21 protein-coding genes are annotated in these 22,024 nt (G+C 59.8%); 7 read left to right on the plus strand and 14 right to left on the minus strand.

Going from position 1 to position 22,024, the window contains the following annotated elements:
- Positions 1 to 124: 124 nt before the first annotated feature.
- Positions 125 to 2,173 (minus strand): methionine--tRNA ligase, encoded by a 2,049-nt coding sequence (metG, locus tag BT119_RS19890; RefSeq protein WP_003363581.1) that lies wholly within the window; start codon positions 2,171 to 2,173, stop codon positions 125 to 127.
- Between the two features lie 185 nt (positions 2,174 to 2,358).
- On the opposite strand from metG, the gene apbC reads away from it, so the two are divergent.
- Complete coding sequence (gene apbC, locus BT119_RS19895; RefSeq protein ID WP_003431222.1) at positions 2,359 to 3,453, plus strand: iron-sulfur cluster carrier protein ApbC; 1,095 nt, start codon at positions 2,359 to 2,361, stop codon at positions 3,451 to 3,453.
- A gap of 148 nt (positions 3,454 to 3,601) precedes the next feature.
- Here the strand turns inward: apbC and BT119_RS19900 are convergent, their stop codons facing one another.
- Entirely contained in the window at positions 3,602 to 3,811 is a 210-nt protein-coding gene (locus tag BT119_RS19900; RefSeq protein WP_002554837.1) for a cold-shock protein, read from the minus strand.
- Between the two features lie 319 nt (positions 3,812 to 4,130).
- Here BT119_RS19900 and dcd point away from each other — a divergent pair, with 319 nt between their 5' ends.
- Both dcd and BT119_RS19910 read left to right on the plus strand, forming a co-directional pair.
- Positions 4,131 to 4,697, plus strand: coding sequence for a dCTP deaminase (gene dcd, locus BT119_RS19905; protein WP_002554836.1), 567 nt, complete (start codon positions 4,131 to 4,133; stop codon positions 4,695 to 4,697).
- Between the two features lie 113 nt (positions 4,698 to 4,810).
- Entirely contained in the window at positions 4,811 to 5,029 is a 219-nt protein-coding gene (locus BT119_RS19910) for a hypothetical protein (protein ID WP_003363577.1), read from the plus strand.
- Positions 5,030 to 5,094: 65 nt separating this feature from the next.
- Here the strand turns inward: BT119_RS19910 and pdeM are convergent, their stop codons facing one another.
- From pdeM to BT119_RS19970, 11 genes are all read right to left on the minus strand, one after another.
- Complete coding sequence (pdeM, locus tag BT119_RS19915) at positions 5,095 to 5,751, minus strand: ligase-associated DNA damage response endonuclease PdeM (protein WP_003363575.1); 657 nt, start codon at positions 5,749 to 5,751, stop codon at positions 5,095 to 5,097.
- Positions 5,748 to 8,240 (minus strand): ligase-associated DNA damage response DEXH box helicase, encoded by a 2,493-nt coding sequence (locus BT119_RS19920; protein ID WP_072366767.1) that lies wholly within the window; start codon positions 8,238 to 8,240, stop codon positions 5,748 to 5,750. The genes pdeM and BT119_RS19920 overlap by 4 nt, the downstream gene beginning before the upstream one ends.
- A gap of 241 nt (positions 8,241 to 8,481) precedes the next feature.
- On the minus strand, positions 8,482 to 9,246 hold the full coding sequence (locus BT119_RS19925) for an ABC transporter ATP-binding protein (protein WP_003431202.1): 765 nt from the start codon (positions 9,244 to 9,246) through the stop codon (positions 8,482 to 8,484).
- 9 nt (positions 9,247 to 9,255) lie between these two features.
- A complete protein-coding gene (locus tag BT119_RS19930) occupies positions 9,256 to 10,374 on the minus strand; it encodes a succinylglutamate desuccinylase/aspartoacylase family protein (protein ID WP_072366769.1) in 1,119 nt (372 codons plus the stop codon).
- A 12-nt stretch (positions 10,375 to 10,386) separates the two neighbouring features.
- Complete coding sequence (locus BT119_RS19935; protein ID WP_003363569.1) at positions 10,387 to 11,097, minus strand: ABC transporter permease; 711 nt, start codon at positions 11,095 to 11,097, stop codon at positions 10,387 to 10,389.
- Positions 11,094 to 11,822, minus strand: coding sequence for an ABC transporter permease (locus BT119_RS19940; RefSeq protein WP_003363567.1), 729 nt, complete (start codon positions 11,820 to 11,822; stop codon positions 11,094 to 11,096). The genes BT119_RS19935 and BT119_RS19940 overlap by 4 nt, the downstream gene beginning before the upstream one ends.
- Before the next feature lie 77 nt (positions 11,823 to 11,899).
- Positions 11,900 to 12,682 (minus strand): transporter substrate-binding domain-containing protein, encoded by a 783-nt coding sequence (locus BT119_RS19945; RefSeq protein WP_003363566.1) that lies wholly within the window; start codon positions 12,680 to 12,682, stop codon positions 11,900 to 11,902.
- Between the two features lie 343 nt (positions 12,683 to 13,025).
- Positions 13,026 to 14,729, minus strand: coding sequence for an ATP-dependent DNA ligase (locus tag BT119_RS19950; RefSeq protein WP_003431199.1), 1,704 nt, complete (start codon positions 14,727 to 14,729; stop codon positions 13,026 to 13,028).
- Complete coding sequence (locus tag BT119_RS19955) at positions 14,726 to 15,772, minus strand: ligase-associated DNA damage response exonuclease (protein ID WP_060708186.1); 1,047 nt, start codon at positions 15,770 to 15,772, stop codon at positions 14,726 to 14,728. The genes BT119_RS19950 and BT119_RS19955 overlap by 4 nt, the downstream gene beginning before the upstream one ends.
- A 416-nt stretch (positions 15,773 to 16,188) precedes the next feature.
- Positions 16,189 to 18,663, minus strand: a complete 2,475-nt coding sequence (locus tag BT119_RS19965) for a penicillin acylase family protein (RefSeq protein ID WP_072366772.1) — start codon at positions 18,661 to 18,663, stop codon at positions 16,189 to 16,191.
- Between the two features lie 245 nt (positions 18,664 to 18,908).
- Positions 18,909 to 19,109, minus strand: a complete 201-nt coding sequence (locus tag BT119_RS19970; RefSeq protein ID WP_003431196.1) for an SEC-C metal-binding domain-containing protein — start codon at positions 19,107 to 19,109, stop codon at positions 18,909 to 18,911.
- Positions 19,110 to 19,267: 158 nt separating this feature from the next.
- Between BT119_RS19970 and BT119_RS19975 the strand changes: the two genes are divergently transcribed.
- The 3 genes from BT119_RS19975 to BT119_RS19985 all read left to right on the plus strand — a co-directional run bounded on the left by BT119_RS19975 (position 19,268) and on the right by BT119_RS19985 (position 20,820).
- Positions 19,268 to 19,924, plus strand: a complete 657-nt coding sequence (locus tag BT119_RS19975) for a LexA family protein (RefSeq protein ID WP_003431195.1) — start codon at positions 19,268 to 19,270, stop codon at positions 19,922 to 19,924.
- 128 nt (positions 19,925 to 20,052) lie between these two features.
- Positions 20,053 to 20,301 (plus strand): DUF1654 domain-containing protein, encoded by a 249-nt coding sequence (locus BT119_RS19980; protein ID WP_003363552.1) that lies wholly within the window; start codon positions 20,053 to 20,055, stop codon positions 20,299 to 20,301.
- Between the two features lie 189 nt (positions 20,302 to 20,490).
- A complete protein-coding gene (locus BT119_RS19985) occupies positions 20,491 to 20,820 on the plus strand; it encodes a hypothetical protein (RefSeq protein ID WP_003314406.1) in 330 nt (109 codons plus the stop codon).
- 9 nt (positions 20,821 to 20,829) lie between these two features.
- Here the strand turns inward: BT119_RS19985 and BT119_RS19990 are convergent, their stop codons facing one another.
- The gene (locus tag BT119_RS19990; protein WP_003363550.1) at positions 20,830 to 21,321 is read right to left on the minus strand and encodes an LEA/WHy family protein; all 492 of its coding nucleotides are present in this window, start codon (positions 21,319 to 21,321) and stop codon (positions 20,830 to 20,832) included.
- Between the two features lie 117 nt (positions 21,322 to 21,438).
- Between BT119_RS19990 and BT119_RS19995 the strand changes: the two genes are divergently transcribed.
- Positions 21,439 to 21,990 carry a hypothetical protein gene (locus BT119_RS19995; protein ID WP_054082123.1) on the plus strand — a complete coding sequence of 184 codons (552 nt, stop codon included), beginning with the start codon at positions 21,439 to 21,441 and terminating at the stop codon, positions 21,988 to 21,990.
- The last annotated feature ends 34 nt before the right edge of the window (positions 21,991 to 22,024 follow it).

The raw sequence follows: 22,024 nt of genomic DNA on the forward strand, positions 1-22,024 counted from the left end.
CCAGGTGACCAACAGGTGTTCTGTCTATCGAGAGAGCAGCATTATCGGACAGATCAGGGAGCTTGCGAATGCGTAAAGGCCCGGTATCCGCCTGATGGCAGGATACCGGGCCCTGCGTCGTTTTTTACTTGATGCGCTGGCCTGGCTTGGCGCCACTGTCGGGGCTGAGCAGATAGATCTCCTCACCGCCGGGGCCTGCCGCCATCACCATGCCCTGCGAAATGCCGAAGCGCATTTTTCGCGGCTTGAGGTTGGCGATCATCATGGTCAGACGGCCTTCGAGTTCGGACGGGTTCGGGTAGGCGCTCTTGATGCCGGAAAAGACATTGCGCTGCTCGTCTCCGATGTCCAGGGTCAGGCGCAGCAACTTGTCGGCACCCTCCACGTGTTCGGCCTTGAGAATCAGTGCAACACGCAGATCGATGGCGGCAAAAGCGTCAAAGTCGATTTCCGCCGACAGTGGGTCTTTGGCGAGTTCGCCATTACCGGCAGGTGCGGTGTCCGCCGACGAGTCGGTAGCGGTCAGGTCTTCCTTGGAGGCAGTGGCCATGGCCTCGACCTTGACCGGATCGATACGGGTCATCAGTGCCGAGAACGGGTTGAGCTGATGATTGGCCAGCAAGGTCTTGTGGTCTGCCCAGGTCAGTGGTTCGACATTGAGGAATTTTTCCGCATCGGCGGCCAGATTCGGCAGCACCGGCTTGAGGAAAATCACCAGCTGGCGGAACAGGTTGATGCCCAGCGCGCATACAGCCTGTACTTCATCCTGTTTGCCTTCCTGCTTGGCCAGCGCCCATGGCGCTTTTTCCGCGATGTAGGCATTGGCGCGGTCCGCCAGGGCCATGGTCTCGCGCATGGCGCGGGCGAAGTCGCGGGCTTCGTAAGCGTCGGCAATGCTGGGTGCAGCCGCCAGAAACGCGTCGGTCAGTTCGGGCGCCGCATTGGCTTCCACCATCACGCCGGCGTTGCCCTTGTGAATGAACCCGGCGCAACGGCTGGCAATGTTGACGACCTTGCCGATCAGGTCGGAGTTGACCTTTTGCACGAAGTCTTCGAGGTTCAGGTCGAGGTCGTCGACGCCACGGCCCAGCTTCGACGCGTAGTAATAGCGCAGGTACTCGGGCGGCAGGTGGTCGAGGTAGGTGCGTGCCTTGATAAAGGTGCCGCGCGATTTCGACATCTTCTGACCATTGACGGTCAGGTAGCCGTGTACGTTGATGCCGGTCGGCGTGCGCAAGGCCGCACCTTCCAGCATGGCTGGCCAGAACAGTGCGTGGAAATTGACGATGTCCTTGCCGATGAAGTGATAGAGCTCGGTGGTCGCGCCCTTTCCCCAGTACGCATCAAAGTCCAGGTCCGGACGACGCGCACACAGGTTCTTGAAGCTGGCCATGTAACCGATCGGCGCATCGAGCCACACGTAGAAGTATTTACCTGGCTCGTCGGGAATTTCAAAGCCGAAATAGGGCGCATCGCGGGAGATGTCCCACTGCTGCAGGCCACTGTCCAGCCATTCGGCGATCTTGTTGGCAACGGCGTCCTGCAGGGTGCCGCTGCGTGTCCAGCTCTTGAGCATGGCGTCGAACGCAGGCAGGTCGAAGAAGAAGTGCTTCGAGTCCTTGAGCACCGGCGTGGCACCGGAAATCGCCGACTTGGGGTCTTTCAGGTCCGTCGGGGCGTAGGTGGCGCCGCACTTTTCACAGTTGTCGCCGTACTGGTCTTCGGCCGCACATTTCGGGCAGGTGCCCTTGATGAAACGGTCGGCCAGGAACATTTTCTTTTCCGGGTCGAAGTACTGGGTAACCGAGCGCGTCGCGATATGACCCGCATCGCGCAGACGCTTGTAGATCATGCTCGACAGCTCGCGGTTCTCGTCCGAGTGCGTCGAGTGGAAATTATCGAAATCCACCAGGAAGTCGGCAAAGTCGGCGCTGTGTTCGGCCTTGACGTTGGCGATCAGTTGCTCTGGCGTGATGCCTTCCTTTTCGGCGCGCAGCATGATCGCCGAGCCATGGGCGTCGTCCGCGCAGACATAAATGCATTGATTGCCGCGGTGCTTCTGAAAACGCACCCACATGTCGGTCTGGATGTACTCGAGCATGTGGCCAAGGTGGATGGAACCATTGGCATAGGGCAGGGCGCTGGTAACGAGAATCTTGCGTGGCTCGGACATGGGGCTCGGCTACTTGAAGTGAAACGGAGACCGGCCACTATAAAGGTCTGAACGATTTTTTTCACCCGTGCGGTTGTGGGAATGCTCCTGAAAGGTGGGCCGCGGTTCAGTGAAATCATGTGGGCTGTTGGCAGAACAGGTACGATAGTCGGCTGTTTCAGTCAGTCTTTTTACGGAGTAAGCCCATGAGCGCAGTCAATCGCGCAGCGGTGGAGACGATTCTTCGCCAGTACACCGACCCCTATATGAATCAGGATCCGGTCACTGCCGGTTGCGTCCGGTCCATCGATATTCAGGGGGCACAGGTCAGCGTGCAACTCGAATTGGGCTATGCCGCCGACCTGTTCAGGAACGGCTGGGCGCAAGTGTTGAAAACTGCCATCGAGAACCTGGAAGGCGTCAGTTCGGCCACGGTCGCCATCAGCAGCGTGATCAGCGCGCACAAGGCCCAGAGCCAGATCCCGGGGCTTGCCAATGTGAAAAACATTGTTGCCGTCGCGTCCGGCAAGGGCGGTGTCGGCAAGTCCACGACCGCCGCCAACCTGGCCTTGGCACTGTCTCGCGAGGGCGCACGCGTCGGTATCCTCGATGCCGATATCTATGGGCCTAGCCAAGGGGTGATGTTCGGTATTCCCGAAGGCACGCGGCCGAAGATCAAGGACCAGAAGTGGTTCGTGCCGGTCGAGGCGCATGGCATCGAGGTGATGTCGATGGCCTTTCTGACCGACGACAACACGCCGATGGTCTGGCGCGGACCGATGGTGTCGGGGGCGTTGCTGCAACTGGTCACGCAGACTGCCTGGAATGATCTGGATTATCTGGTTATCGACATGCCGCCCGGCACTGGTGATATCCAGTTGACGCTCGCGCAGAAAGTCCCGGTGGCGGGTGCCGTGATTGTTACCACGCCACAGGATCTGGCCCTGCTGGATGCGAAAAAGGGTGTCGAGATGTTCCGCAAGGTTAACATTCCGGTACTGGGTGTTGTGGAAAACATGGCGGTGCACATCTGCTCCAACTGCGGCCATGCCGAGCATCTGTTCGGTGAGGGTGGCGGCGAGAAGCTGGCGACGCAGTACGATGTCGAGCTGCTGGCGTCACTGCCGCTGTCGATGCTGATTCGCGAGCAGGCAGATGGCGGCAAGCCTACGGCGATTGCCGAGCCGGAGAGTCAGATTGCGATGGTGTATCAGGAGCTGGCACGTCATGTCGGTGCACGGATCGTGTTGCAGGAAGCTGCAAGTCCAGCCATGCCGACCATTTCGGTAAGCGACGACTGATTGGATAGCGATGATCGGGCGGGGGAGGTGCTTTGCTTCTCTCGTTCCGGTCAGCTGTAGAGCAGGTGCTCAGCCGGCGAGAGGTCAAAAGACGGGCAATAAAAAACCCCGCTTTTAAGGGCGGGGTTTTTAAGCGAATCAGTACAAGTTAGATAACTTGAACTTCTTCAGCTTGCATGCCTTTCTGACCGCGGGTAGCGATGAAAGAAACCTGTTGGCCTTCTTTCAGGCTTTTGAAGCCGTCGGATTGGATAGCTTTGAAGTGCACGAACAGGTCGTCACCGGATTGTGGAGTGATGAAGCCGAAGCCTTTTTCATCGTTGAACCACTTAACGGTACCAGTTTGGCGATTGGACATAGTATATCTCCTTGGACAAAGTTAACTGCGGCGTAGGAAGAGCCCTGGCCGAGACTGAGTGCAAAGAGCTGGAAAATTCATGGAGATGGTTGGATCGAAATTCAACATCGTGTAGAGATTCTCAGTGACACAAGCAACACAGTGACGCCACCTTAACCCTTTTTTCCGAACGTGCCAATGGTCTGTTGATGATTATTTCCATTCACAGCGAAACAGCCCGGCCAGTCACGCAAACTCGCGATCTGTTGCCTTTGAACCGTCGGCCTCAGCCCGGTAAGATGCCGGATATCTTTTTCACCTCGCTATTCAGGACACCGCCATGAGCATCAAATCGGACAAGTGGATTCGCCGCATGGCGCAGGAACACGGGATGATCGAGCCCTTCGTAGAGCGCCAGGTACGTGGCGAAGGCGCCGATCGGGTGATCTCTTTCGGGGTGTCCAGTTACGGCTACGACGTGCGTTGCGCCGACGAATTCAAGGTGTTCACCAACATCAATTCGGCCACGGTCGATCCGAAAAACTTCGATGAAAAAAGCTTCGTCGATATCAAGAGCGACGTGTGCATCATCCCTCCCAACTCGTTTGCGCTGGCGCGCACGGTGGAATATTTCCGTATTCCGCGTAACGTTCTGACGATCTGCCTGGGCAAGAGCACCTACGCGCGCTGCGGCATCATCGTCAATGTCACGCCGCTCGAGCCAGAGTGGGAAGGCCATGTAACGCTGGAGTTTTCCAACACCACGACACTGCCGGCCAAGATCTACGCCAACGAAGGCGTGGCGCAGATGCTGTTCCTGGAGTCCGATGAGGAGTGTGAAGTGTCCTACAAGGATCGGGGTGGCAAGTACCAGGGCCAGCGTGGCGTCACCCTGCCACGCACCTGATTTGCGCTTCAGGTGACTAGTGGAATTGAATTAATACTCTATTCCGCACTCTATCTGCTCACATGCTTTCGCATCATTCATTACGTGCGAAGGCCTTTGATCTGGAGTGCCCTATGAAGACTACTTTCAAAATCTCTGAACAGGTTCAATCTCCGCTTAACGAGATCGGGCTGCTCGCCTGGTCATTGATGGCTCATTCCGATCTCAGCCCGGAGCTGAACATGGTCGGTGGCGGGATCCCGGGCGATCCAGGCCCCGACACTCCGTTTCAGCCTACCGAGCCAGGCGGGCCAACTGTTCCGGACGAGCCGCCACCTGCACCTGTGGCCTGATTATCACAAGACTGCCTGCTGCTCTCGCGAGCAGTGGGCAGTTTTTTATAGGGCGACCGGCTACGTTATGCCACTCGCCACACCGCATCACCGCCGGTCACATAGACCGTGCTGTCCTGCGCGGGACGAATCTGAAAACCACCGGTGAATTCGCCGAAGGCTGGCAGCAGGCTGACTTGCCGGCCCAGGTAAAAACACGCCAGCCGCAAGCTTTGCCGACCGCGCCCGTGTAGCCGATACACCGGATGAACGTGCCCGGCCAGTACGTGCAGGTCAGGGTGCGGATCGGGCTCGTGCTGCAGTGCAAATGGCCCGAGTGCCAAGGGCTCGGGGACCACATCAATGCCCAGATAAGCGGGTGGATCGCCAGCCCGTTTGTCATGGTTGCCGCGGATCAGTGTGATGCGCAGTGTCGAGCGTTCTGCCCGCCAGTGTTCCAGCGCCGCCAGCGTGCCGACCGCGTGAGATTCCGGCGCGTGCAGGAAATCGCCCAGAAAGATCAGATGATCGCAGGGATAGGCCTTCAAAAGGCTGTCCAGGCGGCGCAGATTCTCCTGTGTAGTGCCGTGCGGCACCGGCTGGCCGAGCTTGCGATAGGCGGCCGCCTTGCCAAAGTGCGCATCGGCAATCAGCAAGGATCGTTCGGCGGGGTAGTAGATGGCCTTGTCGGCCAGCAACCACAGCTCTTCTCCTGCCAGCGTGACAGCCAGATACGGGTTCATTGTTCAGTCTCCGGGCCGGCGGCTTTCTCCAGGTCGCGGACCATTCGCGCGATGCGGTCGGCAAGTTTCTCCGAACTGAGGCTTTCGCGAAAGCGTTCGACCAGCAATGGAAAGGCCAGCGGGGTCGCGCGCTTTATTGCGTGCAGGTCCAGCGTGCGGCTGTTGATCTGGCGCAACGTCAGTTCCAGACGCTGCAGGTCCAGTTCCTGACGCAGGACTTCCTGTTCGGCCTGGGTCAGCAGCATGTTGTCCGCGTCGTACTGCTTGAAGACCTCGAAGAACAGTCCGCTGGATGCCTGAAGCTGACGATTGCTCTTGGCCGCGCCAGGGTAGCCGGAAAATACCAGGCCAGAGATGCGCGCGATTTCCCGAAAGCGTCGCAGGGCCAGCTCGCCAGCGTTCAGGCTGGCGATAATATCGGCTAACAGATCCGTTTCGCTGAACAGGTCAGCCTGCAACGCTTGCGCCCAGTCGATCTCGCTGGCACTGAGCAACTCCAGCCCGTAGTCGTTGACGGCAATGGAAAAGGTCAGCGGCCGATGCCGGCTCAGGCGCCAGGCCAGCAGGCTGCCCAGTCCCAAGTGCACGTGTCGGCCGGCGAACGGGTAGAGGAACAGGTGCCAGCCTTCGCGGGATTTGAGTGTTTCGGCCAGCAATGTGTCGCGTCGTGGCAGCCCTGACCAGTGCTGCTGTACTTCCAGCAGGGGTTTGATGGCGCGCATTTCCGGGCTGTTGAATTCGCCTCGTGCAGCGGCATCGAACTTCTCCACCACGGCATCCGCCAGTTCGCTGGACAGCGGCATTCGACCGCCATTCCAGCGTGGCACGGCGGCTTTTTTGCCGGTCGCGCGCTTGACGTAGGCCGTCATGTTTTCCACTCGAACCAGCTCCAGCAAGCGTCCGCCGAACAGAAAGCCGTCACCGGGTTTGAGTCTGGCGATGAAGCCTTCTTCGACGCTGCCCAGCGAGCCACCGCCGCCACCTTTTTTCCAGTATTTCAGGTTGACGGTGGCCTCACTGACGATGGTCCCCACGCTCATGCGGTGACGTCTGGCAAGACGCGCATCGGGGACGCGCCAGACGCCGTCCTCGTCAGGTTCGGCACGGCGATAATCAGGGTAGGCGGTCAGCGAGTGGCCACCGTTGCGGACAAACGCCAGCGCCCATTGCCATTGCTCGTCGCTGAGGTCCCGGTAAGCCCAGGCGCTGCGTACCTCGGCGAGCAGCTCATCAGGCAGGAAACCACCGCCCAGAGCGATGCTGACCAGGTGTTGGACCAGCACGTCCAACGGCTGGAGCGGTGATTCGCGGGGTTCGATCATCCGTGCTTCGACGGCGTCGTGAGCGGCAGCGGCTTCGACCAGCTCCAGGCTGTGGGTCGGCACCAGCGTTACGCGCGAGGGGCGACCCGGCGCGTGGCCTGAGCGCCCGGCGCGCTGCATCAGGCGCGCGACACCTTTGGGTGAGCCGATTTGCAACACGCGCTCCACCGGTAGAAAGTCCACGCCCAGGTCCAGGCTGGAGGTGCACACCACAGCCTTGAGTGCGCCTTCTTTCAACGCGCGCTCGACCCAGTCTCGGACCTCTCGCGCCAGCGACCCGTGATGCAGGGCAATCAACCCGGCCCAGTCGGGGCGGGCTTCTAGCAGCGCCTGATACCAGATTTCCGATTGTGCCCGAGTGTTGGTGAACACCAGACAGCTCGCGCTGCTTTCCACCTCGGCAACGACCTGCGGCAACATGCGCAAGCCCATATGCCCGGCCCACGGGAAGCGTTCGATGGACGGCGGCAACAGCGTATCGACCTGTAAGTCCTTGACGATCTTGCCTTGCACGGCCACGCCGCCGTCGCCGATCAGCACCTGCTGCGCGTGTTGCTGATTGCCCAGCGTCGCGGAAATGCCCCACACGATCAGTTGCGGATTCCAGCGCCTCAGGCGCGCCAGGGCCAGTTGCAACTGCACGCCACGCTTGTTGCCGATCAGCTCGTGCCATTCGTCCACCACCACCATCTTCAGTGTCGACAAGGCGACCTGAGCGTCGGCACGGGTCAGCAGCAGCGTCAGGCTTTCAGGGGTGGTGATCAGGGCAGAGGGCAGCCGCCGGCTCTGCCGGGCCCGTTCGCTGCCGCTGGTATCGCCGGTGCGCAAGCCGACTGACCACGGGATATCCAGTTCAGCCAACGGGGCCTCAAGGGCTCTGGCGGTATCGGCGGCCAAGGCGCGCATGGGCGTGATCCATAGGACACTCAGCGGTTCAGCGGGCGGTTTGCGTTTGCGGGGTTTGTTGTCAGCGGTGAGCGTATTGGCTTTGGCGAAGCGGTTGAGCGCAGCGAACCACACGGCGTAGGTCTTACCCGAGCCGGTGCTGGCATGCAGCAATCCGGACTCGCCGTTTTTTACCGCTGCCCAAACTTCCTTCTGAAACGCAAAGGGCTTCCAGCCCCGGGCGAGAAACCATCGTCGAGCGAAATCGGTGGGTCTGCTCATCCGTTTGAGTGTGCTCTGAGTGGCGTTAAGTCAGAGACAGCAGAGAAAGGGTAATAGTTTTAAATGGTTATGTGGCTGATCGCTCCTGGATTACCCATCGTGCCGATGCTCCGCGTCGACATGCCGTTCTGGACGTTCTGCGTCCTGTTTATAACGCGCAGCGTCATGAAGGCCATTCCCACGCTGGAGCGTGGGAACGAGATTTGAGGGGGGGGCAGACGTGTGTACGCAGCAATCGGTGCTACTTCAGATTGCCGCTCAAGAACTGCTGCAAACGCTCGCTTTTCGGATTGTTGAGTACTTCGTCCGGGTGGCCGGACTCTTCGATCTGGCCCTGGTGCAGGAACACCACCTGGCTCGCCACCTTGCGTGCGAAACCCATTTCGTGGGTCACCAGAATCATCGTCCGGCCTTCTTCAGCCAGGCCTTGAATGACTTTCAGCACCTCACCGACCAGCTCCGGGTCCAGCGCGGAGGTAGGTTCGTCGAAGAGCATGATTTCCGGCTCCATCGCCAGCGCACGGGCAATGGCCACGCGCTGCTGCTGACCACCGGAAAGAAACGCGGGGTACTGATCGGCAACACGCTCCGGCAGACCGACCTTTTCCAGGTATTTGCGCGCGCGCGCCTCGGCTTCGGCCTTGGGCACGCCCAGGACCCGGCGCGGCGCCATGGTGATGTTTTCCAGCACGGTCATGTGCGCCCACAGGTTGAAGTGCTGAAACACCATCGCCAGCCGCGTGCGGATACGCTGCAGCTCATCGGGGTCGGCAACGCGCATGCCGTCCTTGTCGCTGACCATGCGCACTTGCTTGCCATCCAGGCTCATCGCCCCGTCACTGGGTTGTTCGAGAAAATTGATACAGCGCAAAAAGGTGCTCTTGCCGGAGCCGCTGGCCCCGATCAGGCAGATGACGTCACCGCTGCTGGCCTTGAGCGATACGCCTTTGAGCACGTGATTGTCGCCATAGCTTTTGTGCAGGCCATCGATGGTCAGTTTTTGCATGACAGGTCCTCAAGGAGAAAGTAGATAGCCGCTGCGATAGGCCTGGGTGCCGGCGATGTGCGCAATGACCATGCCGGCAGTCGCCATGCGGCGCAGCGAACGCGCATACAGCAGGCCTGCGTTGAGGGCATGGATGCAGGTCACGGTGTCGCTGATCGGGTCGATGACCTCGGCAATCAGCTGGCCGGCCTCGACGTGTTCGCCAGGCATCGCACAGAACACCAGCAGGCCGCCGACCGGCGTAGCCACCGGTTCGACCGCTGCCAGTGGCGTAGCGGGGTAGAGCAGTTCAGGCAGCGGCTGCAGATCGCCGTCGATGATGCCAGCGTCGATCAGGTAATGGATGATCGCCTGACAGTCGCGGCTGGCCAGCGCATGGTTCACATCGCCTTGTCCGCGCAGCTCCAGAGTCACTGAAAAGCTGCCCATGGGAATCGGAAAACGCTCGCCAAAGCGTTGCTGCAATTGCCACCAGACCAGCGTAAAGCACTCATCGAACGACTGCCCGCCTGAGTCGGTTGCCAGCAGGCTGGCTTGCGCGCCCAGGTAGCGTGAGAGCGGTTCGACTTTTGGCCAGGCCTCGGGCGTGGTGTACAGGTGCTCGACCGACTCGAAATCACAATGCAGGTCCAGCACGATGTCGGCGTCGCAGGCCAGGCGCTGCAGGGTCAGGCGCAGCGATTGCAACTGGGTGGTCGCCGACAAGGCATTCAGCGCCGCCAGCAGGCTGTCCCTGACCAGTGCGCGGTTGTGCTCTGCGTCGGCAGTCAGTCGGGCTGCAATGTCATCACCGACCTGAGTGCCGAGATCGCTGAACCAGCGATTGAAATTCTGGCCGCTTTCCAGCTCGTAGCGGCCCAGCGGGGTGTCCATCAGCACCTGTTCCAGACCGATCGGGTTGGCGACGGGCACCACAACGATTTCGCCCAGCAGGCGCCCGGCATTTTCCAGTTCGGCCAGACGCTGCTTCAGGTACCAGGCCACCAGCATTCCTGGCAGCTCATCGGCATGCAGCGACGCCTGGACATAGACTTTGCCGGTGCCGTTTTGCGGACCGTAATGGAAGCTGTGGATCTGCCGGCCAGTGCCGGGCACTGGCGACAGCAAGTCATGGGTGTGGTGGCGCATGTTCAGTCCTGATTAATGGGCCGGGCCGAGAAAGGCCAGCCAGCGGCGTTCGGCAAGGCGGAACAGCCCGACCAGAATGAACGTCACGGTCAGGTACATGACGGCGGCGATACCGAAGGACTGGAAGGTCATGAAAGTGGCAGAGTTGGCGTCCCGCGCTACTTTCAGGATGTCCGGCACCGTGGCGGTAAAGGCCACGGTGGTCGAGTGCAGCATCAGGATCACTTCGTTGCTGTAATACGGCAGCGAACGGCGCAGCACCGACGGCATGATCACGTAAGCGTAAAGCTTCCAGCCGGTCAGGCCGTAGGCCTTGGCCGCTTCGACTTCGCCGTGGGCCATGCTGCGGATCGCCCCGGCAAAGATCTCCGTGGTGTAGGCGCAGGTGTTCAGAGTGAAGGCCAGGATCGTGCAGTTCATCGCATCGCGAAAGAACGCATCAAGCATCGGCTGTTCACGCACCGCAGCAATGCTGTAAATACCGGTGTAGCAGATCAGCAACTGTATATAGAGGGGCGTGCCGCGAAACAGGTAGGTGTAGAACTGCACCGGCCAGCGCACCCAGCGGTTTTTCGACACCCGCGCAATCGACAGCGGGATTGACACGCAGAAGCCGATGGCGATGGAGGCGCTGAGCAGCCACATGGTCATCGCCAGGCCGGTGACGTTGACGCCATCTGTATAAAGGAAGGGCTTCCAGTATTCCTGCAGCAATTCGATCATCGCTGTGCCTCCCGGCTGCCTGCGGCGTAATACCGCTCAGCCCAACGCAGGGCGAAGTTCGAGGCGCTGGTGATCAGCAGGTAGATCAATGCCGCCAGCACCAGAAAGTAGAACAGCTGATAGGTGCTCTTGCCCGCGTCCTGTGACGCCTTGACCAGATCGGCCAGGCCGATGATCGACACCAGCGCAGTCGCCTTGAGCAGCACCTGCCAGTTGTTGCCGATGCCCGGCAGCGCATAACGCATCATCTGCGGGAACACGACGTAACGAAAGCGCTGGCCGCGTTTCAGTCCATAGGCTGTCGCTGCTTCCACCTGACCGCGAGGTACGGACAGGATCGCGCCGCGAAACGTCTCGGTGAAATACGCACCATAGATGAAGCCCAGGGTGATGACGCCTGCGCCGAACGGGTTGATCTCGATGTATTCCCATTCCATCGCGTCGGTCAGCATGGTGAGCCAGGTTTGCAGGCTGTAGAAAATCAGCAGCATCAACACCAGGTCCGGAACACCACGGATCAGTGTCGTGTAAATTTGCGCCGGCACGCGCAGCAGCGCCGAGCTCGACAGTTTGGCGCTGGCCCCGATCAGTCCGAGCAGAATGCTCAGAGCAAGCGACAGCACAGCCAGTTTGACGGTCATCCAGGTGCCTTCCAGCAACAGCGGGCCAAAGCCCTTCAGGCTGAATGCCGAGAGTCCCAGGTTTTGCATGAGTGCATCGAGCATGGATAGGCCTTGTTACCAACAAAAACGCCCACCGATCGGGCGACGAATCATCGCCGAAATCGATGGGCGTCGGGGTGTTATTTACCGCTATAGAGATTCAGGTCGCCAAAGTGTTTTTTCTGGATTTCAGCGTAGGTGCCGTCGTCGTGCATCGCCTTGATGCCTTTATCCAGCAGCGCTTTGAGTTCCTTGTTGCCCTTGGCAATGCCGATGGCGGTTTTGGCCGGCAGCAGTTCGCTGTCGACAGGCTTGCTGACTTCGTAGTCGGCACCGGCTGGCGATTTGAGGAAGCCCAGTTCGGCCTGCAGCATGTCCTGGATAGAAGCGTCCAGACGGCCCGAAGTCAGGTCGGCGTAAACCTGGTCCTGGTTGGCATAGGCCTTGGTGGATACACCAGCCTTGTCCAGTACGGCCTTGGCGTAGGCTTCCTGGATGGTGCCTTGCTCATAGCCCACGGTCTTGCCTTTCAGGCTGGCCGGGTCGGCGGTCAGGCCTGCACCTTTCTTGAACACCAGCGAGGTCGGGCCGGAGAACAGTTCGTTGGAGAAGTCGATGACTTTTTCGCGAGCCGGGGTCACGGTCATCGAGGAAATGACGCCGTCGAATTTGCGTGCCTTGAGGCCAGGGATCATGCCGTCGAAGTCGCTTTCGACCCATTTGCAGGTGACTTTCAGCTCTTTGCAGATCGCGTTGCCCAGATCGATATCGAAACCGACCAGGCTGCCGTCGGCCGCTTTGGACTCGAACGGTGCGTAAGATGGATCGACGCCGAAGCGCAGTTCCTTGTATTCCTTGGCCATGGTGTTACCGGCGGCGATGCACAGAGCCAGTGCAGAAAGAGTCAGCCATGCTTTTTTCATTGTTCAGTCCTTAAAACCTTAAATGGGGCGTTGGGAATACGCGAAGCGTGCTACCGGCAAGTGCCAGACAGGCATTGGTTAGCAATTTCCGAACCAGAGGAACGAACGTGCGTTTGAAATATAAGGGGTTGTCGCTATTTCATATAAACGGCTGGCAATAGGCCGCCCATGCGCGCTTACAGGGCTGGTGTTCATCGCCCGGTCCGACACAAGATGCTTGTTCAGGTAAGAAAGAGCGGAAGATTGGTAACGAATCGGGAAGTTTCCTGCGTGGAGACGGGATGATTCGTTCGTTGGTGTCTCAAAAAGGTGCGCGGTATTTTGAGTGCGCCTTTTTGGTGCTCTAGTTCAGCAGGTCCTGCAGCGTCGCCAGACTGTCGGCTTCGGCGACCGGCTTGTCCTGCCGCCAGCGCAGCATGCGCGGAAAACGCACTGCGATGCCGCTCTTGTGGCGCTTCGACAGCGCGATACCTTCAAAGCCGAGCTCGAACACCAGCGTCGGGGTGACGCTGCTGACCGGCCCGAATTTCTCCACCGTCGTCTTGCGAACGATGGCGTCGACCTTGCGCATTTCTTCATCGGTCAGCCCCGAGTAGGCCTTGGCGAACGGCACCAGGGTGCGTTCACTGGCGTCGGGCGGGCCGTCCCACACTGCAAAGGTGTAGTCGCTGTACAGGCTGGCGCGTCGTCCGTGACCGCGTTGCGCGTAAATCAGCACGGCGTCGACACTGAACGGATCGATTTTCCATTTCCACCACACCCCCATGTCCTTGGTGCGACCGACCCCATACAACGAGTCGCGAGCCTTGAGCATCATGCCCTCGACGCCCAGGCTGCGAGAGGCCTCGCGCTGGGTGGCCAGATCGAGCCAATCCTTCCCGCTGAGCACCGGGGAGGGCATCAGCACCTCGCTCTGGCAGGTTTCGATCAGCGCTTCCAGTTGCGCACGGCGCTCATGTTGCGGGCGACTGCGCCAGTCATCGCCTTGCCACTCCAGCAGGTCATAGGCGAGCACCACGACCGGAACGTCGGCAAGAATCTTTTTGCCGAGCGTCTTTCGGCCTATGCGCTGTTGCAGCAGGGCGAACGGTTGAACCGAGGGCGCAGCCGCAGGCGCATCGCTGTTCAAGGCAAACTCCGCATCGGCATCGGGGTTCGCATCGGGAGCTTTCCAAACCACGATTTCGCCATCGATCACCGTGCCGTCCGGCAGGCACTGCACCAGGCTGTGCAACTCTGGAAAACGGTCGGTCACCAGCTCCTCGCCGCGCGACCAGATCCACAAGCGTCCGTCACGCTTGACCAGTTGCGCGCGAATACCGTCCCACTTCCATTCCACCTGCCAGTTCTGCGCCGGACCGAGCAACTCCTCGAACTGATCGGCGGGCTGTTGCAGGGAGTGGGCGAGAAAAAACGGGTAGGGCTGGCCGCCGCGTTGGGCGTGCTCATCTTCGGATTCAGGCGCGATCAGCTTCAAATAGCGTTCGGCGCTGGGTCGGTGCGACAGGTCGGTGTAGCCCACCAGTCGTTGTGCGACACGCTTGCTGTCGATGTCTGCCAGCGCTGCCAGCGCACGGGTGACCAGCAGCTTGGACACGCCGACGCGGAAGCTGCCGGTGATCAGCTTGATACAGACCATCAGGCTGCTGCGGTCCAGCTGCGACCAGAACAGCGGCAACCGCTCGGCGAGTTCTTCAGGCGGCAGGCCGCGCAATGGCAACAGCTTGTCTTCCATCCAGGTGGCCAGACCTTCGTCATTACTGTGGTCGGCCTGGGGCAGTAACAGCGACAGGGTTTCCGCCAGGTCGCCGACCGCCTGATAGCTTTCTTCGAACAGCCATTCCGGCAGATTTGCCAGGGTCATTGCCTGCTCGCGCAGCACACGAGTAGGCACCAGTTGCCGTGGACGTCCGCCTGACAGAAAGTACACCGCCCAGGCGGCGTCCTCTGCTGCCGCCTTTTCGAAGTAGTCGCGCATGGCGGCAAGTTTGGCGTTGCTTGACGTAGTCGCGTCCAGTTGTGCGTAGAGTTCAGCGAAAGCTTTCATGACTGAGCCTCACCCGTGCCTGCCGCCTCGGGTTCCCTGGTTGCCGGGTTGCTGTCTTCTTCATCGCCGTATTCGGTGCTGAAGCCTTGCGCATCCAGGCCCAGTTCACGCAGGTAGCGCACCAGTATGCCGACCGAACCGTGGGTCACCATGACGCGTTCGGCGCCGGTCTGTTCGACAGCCCATAGCAGGCCCGGCCAGTCGGCGTGATCGGACAGCACAAAACCACGATCCACACCGCGCCGGCGTCGTGTACCGCGCAGCATCATCCAGCCGCTGGCAAACGCATCGCTGTATTCCCCAAAGCGCTTCATCCAGCTGCTGCCGCCTGCCGAAGGCGGGGCGAGAATCAACGCCTGGCGCAGTGCGGGATCGGTCTTTTTGAAATCGCCGGCGTATTGGGTTTCGGGGATGTAGATGCCGCCCTCGCGATACACACGGTTCAGCGGTTCAACGGCGCCGTGGACCAGAATCGGCCCGATCTGCGCGTCGATGCCATGCAGAATGCGCTGGGCCTTGCCGAACGAATAGGCGAACAACACGCTGGCCTTGCCCTGGGCTGCGTTGGCACGCCACCACTGGTTGATGCCTTCGAAGATCTGCGCCTGCGGTGCCCAGCGATAGATCGGCAGGCCGAAGGTCGATTCGGTGATAAAGGTATGACAGCGCACCGGTTCGAAGGCCGCACACGTGCCGTCCGGCTCGACTTTGTAATCGCCGGAAGCAACCCAGACCTCGCCTTGGTATTCCAGTCGCACTTGCGCCGACCCCAACACATGCCCGGCCGGATGCAGGCTCAGTTTCACGCCGTGATGGGTGATGGTTTCGCCGTATTCCAGGGTCTGCAGATTAATGTCCTGCCCGAGGCGCGAACGCAGAATGCCCTCGCCACTGGCCGCCGACAGGTAATGCTCGTTGCCGGTACGGGCGTGGTCGCCATGCGCGTGAGTGATGACTGCCCGTTCGACAGGACGCCATGGATCGATGTAGAAATCACCGGGTGGGCAGTACAAACCTTCGGGGCGTGCAACGACAAGATCCATGGGGCAACCGTATGGATGGGCTTGTTAGCTATGAGCCGGTAAGGATCTGGAAGTTCGGGGAGTTTGCGTGAGGGCTGCGGAGCGTGAGGTGCGATAAATGTCCAAAAGAACACTATCGTGCATAAAAGCGCTTTTTTGTCGCGATGGCACAGACGACGCCGAGTGCGACGTAAGTGACAGGGCGAAGGAACCCGACGAAGTCGGGCCGGAAACCGGAGCGAAAGGCGTTGGTTACTTTGGCCTCATCAAAGTAACTCGCCGAGGGGCGAAAAGGTGACTTGAGTCGAGCCTAAATCCACCTGACACCACAGAACCGCTGTGTGACGCGGAACGTCACGAAAGGCATTACCACGCTGGAGCGTGGGAACGATAGGTGTCCTGGAGAACACCCTCGTGCCCATGCTCCCTTTCGGCACTTACTTGCCCGGCGTCAGCGTCAGGCGCTGTTTGCCGTAGCCCTTTTCGTAGTTCTGTTGTTGCACCGGAATCGACTGGTACTGGCCTTTCTGCCACGGCTCGATGCTGTTGGCGTAATACGGGCTGGCCGGGTTGCCGGATTGGCCGGTACTGATCAGGCCGGTCATCGGTTCGACCAGGCTGAAGTCGACAATCATGCGCAGACCGGGTGCCATGCGGGCGTCGAAGCCCTTGCCCCACTCGAAGCCGGACACGTTCAGCGTCGTGTGATCACCCCCCGCTGGTGTGGCGCCACGGTTGAACTCGCCGCCACCCAATTGTTTGGCCAACGGGCTGGTCGAGACCCAGTTGTCGCGGTGCAGTTTGCCCCATTGCCAGGCCTTGTGATCGCTGCCCAACAGGCTGTCGCCGCTGGTGATGGCGGCCGCCAGACTGCGCGCAAGGATGGCCGGTTTATCTTCCTTCTGCGCGGTTTTGACGTCATCCCAAAACGGACTGTCATCGCGACCCAGCAAGTGGTCGGCCTGTGGCGAGTAGGATGAACTGGCGTTGGCCACCAGTGCCTGCCAGGCAGGGCTGGTTTCCGGGCCCAACTCATCAAGGAAAATCTGCTTGGCGCTTTCCTGCAGAAACAGCTCGTACAGCGCCGCATCAGCCGAAGTCGCACTGAGCTTGCCATCGAACGCCATCAGGCGCGTGAGCGCTTCGCGGGCCTTGTTGCGCTCAGCTTCGGGCAGAGCATCAATAGCCTGTTTGAGCGGCTTGCTCATGCCCGGCGCCTGGAACATGGTCTTGAGCTTGGCGGCGAACGTCGTGGTCTGGTCGTATTGCATGGCGATGGTGCTGCGCAGGTCCTGCTTGCCGCCGTTGGCGAGTTCGGCAATCCGCTCGGCGCGCTCCGGGTAGCCCCACGAGTTGGAGAGCTGCATGCCGTAGCCTTTCGGAATCGTGCGTTGGTTGGCCGCTGCAAGCCAGCCTTGGCGCGGGTCCTGATCATAGGGGTGGAGCATCGAATCGGCGAAGCCGTCCCAATCGTACTTGCCATCCCAACCCGGCGAAGGCAGCAGGCCCTGGCCTTCACGGCGGTTCGGGAAGCGGCCGGTGACCTGCCAGCCAATGTTCGAGGCGTCGGCAAAGATCATGTTCAGGGTGATCGCCCGAATCTCGCGGCTGGTATCGAAGGCTTTCTCGACGTTAGGCGCACGGGACAGGTCGAAGAACGCATCCAGGCTCTTGTCGTCCTTGAAGTTCGGAACCTGCAGCGCCAGGCTAAAACCGTTGCCGGGCGGGGTTGCAGAGGCGTTGAGCAGCGCGCCGTGGCGGGTTTCGTACACGGTTTCACGCAGCGGGCTGCCGCCCTTGACCAGAAAGGTTTCCTGATGAGCCGCCGCTGGCAGCCATTTGCCGTCAGCCATATAGGAGACGCGGTTGCCTTCGCGCTTGATCTTCTCCAGAAACAGGTCCTGGTTGTCGCCCTTGACGTTGCTCATGCTCCACGCCAGTTTGCCGTTGAAACCGCTGAGCACCAGCGGCATACCGGCGATGGTGACACCGGACACCTGGTATTTCGGTGCGCGGATCTGCACGAAGCTCCAGGCAGAATTGAGCCCGGCAGGCAACTGCATGTCACTGGCCAGCAGGCTCTTGCCGTTTCGGCTGCGTTGTGGCGCGATGGCCCAGTTGCTGGAGGCCGCGACACCGAGCATGTTCAGGTCCGAGAGCTGCAGAGCGATCCTGTTCAGATCGCTCAGGCCAGTGACCTGATTGTTCAGGTTCAGGCCCTTGAGCTTGTCGGCTTCGGCAAATGGCAATTCTTCGTCAGGGTAGGTCGGCAGTAGCCAGGCGAGCTTGTCCGCGCTGACTTTCTGCGCCAGAACCAGCGCCGACAGCTCTTCCTGCAGGTTGACCGACAGGCTGAAGTTGAGCAGGCTGAAGATCAGCGCCGAGTCTTCCGGCTTCCAGTATTCCGGCTTATAGCCCGAACTGGCGATATCGGCAGGCAGCTTGTCGCGATAACGGAACAGGTAGGCGTTCACGCCGCGCGCATAGACATCGAAGAAGCGTTTCAAGCGTGGCGATGCGGCGTTGTACAGGTCGCTGGCATTCTGCTTGAGGTTGACCGAGCGCATCAGGCGGTCGACGTCCAGCGCCTCGGCGCCGGCCATTTCCGACAAACGGCCCTGCGCCAGCAGGCGCATGCCGAGCATCTGACCGATTCGATCACCGGCATGGACGTAGCCGAGCGTGAACAGCGCATCGTGGTAGCTGCTGCTTTCTATCAGCGGCATACCCATCGTGTTGCGGCGCACCGAAACGTTCTGCGCCAGCCCTTTGAGCGGGAACGTCCCGGAAACAGGCAGCACGGTCTCGGGATCGCCGCCGCCCAACTGGCAGCCGGCAAGGCTCAGGAAGCTCGCCGCAGCGGCGGCAGCGCCGAATCGGGGTAGAAAATGACGAAGGGCTGGCGAGGCCATGGGCAAGCTCCTGGAGGGGTAACGTACAAAAGCCGCTACGTTAGAGAGCAGGCAAGCCGCACGCAAGCGGCACGGACTAGTTTATTTCAGGATTTTGCAGAGGCTGACCAGACGCCTTTAGTTCGCAACGCTCTGCGCTACATGGCAGCCAGTGGCTACATGCCTTAGGTCCCTAACTGAAGGCAGGCAGCACACTCAAATGAAAACGGCCTGCAATGCAGGCCGTCGTCAGAATGCTCCGCGCCTTACGCGCCGTGGCATTTCTTGAATTTCTTGTCGCTGCCGCATGGGCAGGGATCGTTACGACCGACATCCTTGAGGGTATTGCGCACTGGCTCCTGATGGGCGTGACCGCAGTTCGGACCGTGTACATGGCCGTGCTGGTGGTCGTGGTGATCGTGATCATGGTCGCAATCGGGGCCATGCACATGGGCTTGCTGGTTCATCGGTTTTACTCCGCAATTAAAACTGGCGCGCATTATCCCGCAAATCATGGCAAAGCAGTATCGCCATATCAGGATTCGCATAGCATCGATTTTTAAGTATGCTTAGTTTTAGTCGAGCGTTTTTCAGCGTTCTTTATTCCATGTGCAGAGCCGACTCCATGACCCGACAGGAACGCATCGCCAGGGCAATCGCCGCCAGTGGCCTGAAGAAAGGTGAGATTGCCGCCCTTTGCGGCGTGGCCAACTCTGCCGTCACCCAGTGGATCAGCGGAGAAAGCAAGAGCCTGAGGCCGGAAAACCTTTACGCACTGGCTCGTGCCACGGGCTTTCGTGCCGAGTGGCTGGCGATTGGCGAGGGGCCGGAAAAGGCGCCTGCCTTCGACGCCAACGTTGCGCTGATCGATCAGCCGAAAATGTCCTTCCGTTATCCGGTGATCAGCTGGGTCTCGGCAGGCTCGTGGGAAGAGGCGGTTCAGCCTTACCCCGACGGTTTTTCCGACCGCTATGAAATCTCCGACTACGACTCCAAGGGGCCGGCGTTCTGGCTGGAGGTCAAGGGCGATTCGATGACCGCACCCACCGGCGTCAGCGTGCCGGAAGGGATGCTGATTCTGGTGGACACGGAGGCCGACGTGCAGCCTGGCAGGCTGGTCATCGCCAAGCTGCCCGCCAGCAACGAGGCGACGTTCAAGAAGTTGGTCGAGGATGGTGGCACACGCTACCTGAAGCCCTTGAACCCGGCGTACAAAATGATCGAGTGCGGTGCCGACTGTCGCATTATCGGCGTGGCCGTGAGGATGACCGGCAGGCTGTAAGCCCTGCGTGGCAGGGCGTGCGGGCATTTTTGTCCAAGATGCTCGGCAGGACACGTCCTACGAAATGCTTGCGAGGTTCATGCAGCTGGAATACTGTATTTATATACAGTTATGCCTCGGAGGCTATCATGGCTGGCAGTAATAATGGATCGACAGGCAGGTCTTCCTACGAACAGATCGGCAAGCGCATTCAACGGCTGGTCTCCGCGCCGAATGTTCAAAAGACCCAGTGGGTCATCGTCGTCCGTCGTGATGATGAGCCCTTGGACAGCTGGAACGTGGTGCTGCAGGAAATCGAAGAGACCGAAGGCATCGAGATTGACCGTCAGCCAGACGGTTCGATAAGGATCGGCTGGCAGCGCTACATCGATAATTGACCTCAAGCCTCTGATGCTCGCCCGGTAGCGCGGTGGGTTGATGGCATATGTTTGCCTGTTTTTTTAAGCATGCTTAATTTTTTGATTTTTGAACGGTCCCGACGCCGCAGCAATTCCCGGCAGGTCCCCCAGTGTCTGAATTTTTCTGTGTTCGTGAACGGCTGTATTTCTTGAACGGAGTCAGAAGCGATGGATATCTTGAATGGTTTGGCAGACCGAGGCGAATGGCTGGTAGCCGGTCTGGTGGGTGCGATCATTTCTGGCTGGTGGCATAAGGCAGGTCTGCTTGACTGGCGTGCCTGGCTGGTTTTTCTGGTGACCGGTGTGGCTTGTGCTGTGTTTCTCACCGGCATTGCCAGTGATTACCTTGGCGTGGCAGACCCGCGCAACACCACGGGCGTGGGGTTTCTGCTGGGATCGTTCGGCGGTGCGCTTATCAGTGCCGTCAATCGGGCATTGTGGGCCGCGGACATCTGGAAGTTTCTTCTGGAACTGATCAAGGGCAAGCTGGGCGGATAGCCGGAATGATCATCGGCGCTGGATCAGGTCGTGCGGCAGCACATCGCCTGATGTGCCGATGCGGACGTTGTGCCTGAACACGATGCCGGTCTTGAGCTTGCCGTCCAGCCGATAATGGATCGGCTCATCAGGCTTTTTCAGCAGTTGAGCGATGTACCGTGCGTAGCGCCAGAGGTTGGTGCGAATCGGCACCACAAAGGTTTTGCGGCTATTACCGTCGACGACAAACCAGTCGCTGAACGTGTCATCGACGAGGACCACGTCATTGAGGGTGATCTTGTACTTCAGGCCACGCACCAGCAAGCTGTCTTCGTTGGGGTTTTCAACTTCGAAGTACAGCTTGAAATCCTGCTGTGTCAGCCTTGCCTTGACCACCTGGACCTTCAGCAAATGCACTTCCGGTTCCTGAGTGCGGTCAAAACTCAGGAGTGAGCATCCGCCGAGCCCGAACAGGATCAACGCAAGGCTTATGATTCTTGTAATGTGCGCCTGAAAAAACATGGATGTGCTCCCTTTGACGCCTGAGTCTACCAACTCGACGTTCAACGGCAACGCGCTTATTGCGCTGTATCACGCTACGCCATACTTTTACTGACGTGCATATCGGTGTCTTCTTCCATGAATCTCTACGAAATTGTCTTCAGCGCTGAACTCGTCGCCGGAGCACAACCCGAGAAGGTAAGGGCTAACCTTGGCAAGCTGTTCAATGCGGATGCTGAACGTCTGGACCTCCTGTTCTCGGGGCGCCGACTGGTTCTGAAAAACAATCTCGACGCCGCAACCGCAGAAAAATACCGCGCCACCCTGGAGCGCGCAGGTGCTCTGGTGCGTGTGCTGGAAATGAATACGCCACCGCCCATGGAAGAAGTCGAACTGGCGCCGCCGCCCGACGCACCGACCTGGTTGCGCAAGACCTCGGTCAGTCCGGGGCGTTTGCAGATCAAACCGCGCGACGCTTACATGGCGGCTTTTGTGGACGTCGATGCGCCGGACTACTCGGTTGCAGAAGCGGGCGTCGAGTTGCTGCCCGGCAAGCCTCAGCCTGTTGCGCCGCTGCTGGATCTCTCGCGTTTGAGCCTGGCCCCGGTGGGCAGCGACATGGGACAGGTGGAAAAGCCCGAGTCGCAGGAGGCGCCCGATACGTCGCATCTGAAGATCATCCCGGAGTGATGCTGCGAGCCCGCTGAATCCTGAAACGGAATTA

This window comes from Pseudomonas sp. NFACC10-1 (genome assembly GCF_900119195.1).
Lineage (GTDB): Bacteria > Pseudomonadota > Gammaproteobacteria > Pseudomonadales > Pseudomonadaceae > Aquipseudomonas > Aquipseudomonas cerasi.

Coding starts and splice junctions, on each gene's coding strand:
- BT119_RS19935 (WP_003363569.1), bottom strand. CDS start 11,097: ATGATCGAATTGCTGCAGGAATACTGGAAGCCCTTCCTTTATACAGAT.
- BT119_RS19970 (WP_003431196.1), bottom strand. CDS start 19,109: ATGAACCAGCAAGCCCATGTGCATGGCCCCGATTGCGACCATGATCAC.
- BT119_RS19940 (WP_003363567.1), bottom strand. CDS start 11,822: ATGCTCGATGCACTCATGCAAAACCTGGGACTCTCGGCATTCAGCCTG.
- BT119_RS19925 (WP_003431202.1), bottom strand. CDS start 9,246: ATGCAAAAACTGACCATCGATGGCCTGCACAAAAGCTATGGCGACAAT.
- BT119_RS19930 (WP_072366769.1), bottom strand. CDS start 10,374: ATGCGCCACCACACCCATGACTTGCTGTCGCCAGTGCCCGGCACTGGC.
- BT119_RS19980 (WP_003363552.1), top strand. CDS start 20,053: ATGGCTGGCAGTAATAATGGATCGACAGGCAGGTCTTCCTACGAACAG.
- BT119_RS19920 (WP_072366767.1), bottom strand. CDS start 8,240: ATGAGCAGACCCACCGATTTCGCTCGACGATGGTTTCTCGCCCGGGGC.
- BT119_RS19950 (WP_003431199.1), bottom strand. CDS start 14,729: ATGAAAGCTTTCGCTGAACTCTACGCACAACTGGACGCGACTACGTCA.
- BT119_RS19965 (WP_072366772.1), bottom strand. CDS start 18,663: ATGGCCTCGCCAGCCCTTCGTCATTTTCTACCCCGATTCGGCGCTGCC.
- BT119_RS19955 (WP_060708186.1), bottom strand. CDS start 15,772: ATGGATCTTGTCGTTGCACGCCCCGAAGGTTTGTACTGCCCACCCGGT.
- BT119_RS19995 (WP_054082123.1), top strand. CDS start 21,439: ATGAATCTCTACGAAATTGTCTTCAGCGCTGAACTCGTCGCCGGAGCA.
- BT119_RS19990 (WP_003363550.1), bottom strand. CDS start 21,321: ATGTTTTTTCAGGCGCACATTACAAGAATCATAAGCCTTGCGTTGATC.
- BT119_RS19945 (WP_003363566.1), bottom strand. CDS start 12,682: ATGAAAAAAGCATGGCTGACTCTTTCTGCACTGGCTCTGTGCATCGCC.
- apbC (WP_003431222.1), top strand. CDS start 2,359: ATGAGCGCAGTCAATCGCGCAGCGGTGGAGACGATTCTTCGCCAGTAC.
- metG (WP_003363581.1), bottom strand. CDS start 2,173: ATGTCCGAGCCACGCAAGATTCTCGTTACCAGCGCCCTGCCCTATGCC.
- dcd (WP_002554836.1), top strand. CDS start 4,131: ATGAGCATCAAATCGGACAAGTGGATTCGCCGCATGGCGCAGGAACAC.
- pdeM (WP_003363575.1), bottom strand. CDS start 5,751: ATGAACCCGTATCTGGCTGTCACGCTGGCAGGAGAAGAGCTGTGGTTG.
- BT119_RS19910 (WP_003363577.1), top strand. CDS start 4,811: ATGAAGACTACTTTCAAAATCTCTGAACAGGTTCAATCTCCGCTTAAC.
- BT119_RS19900 (WP_002554837.1), bottom strand. CDS start 3,811: ATGTCCAATCGCCAAACTGGTACCGTTAAGTGGTTCAACGATGAAAAA.
- BT119_RS19985 (WP_003314406.1), top strand. CDS start 20,491: ATGGATATCTTGAATGGTTTGGCAGACCGAGGCGAATGGCTGGTAGCC.
- BT119_RS19975 (WP_003431195.1), top strand. CDS start 19,268: ATGACCCGACAGGAACGCATCGCCAGGGCAATCGCCGCCAGTGGCCTG.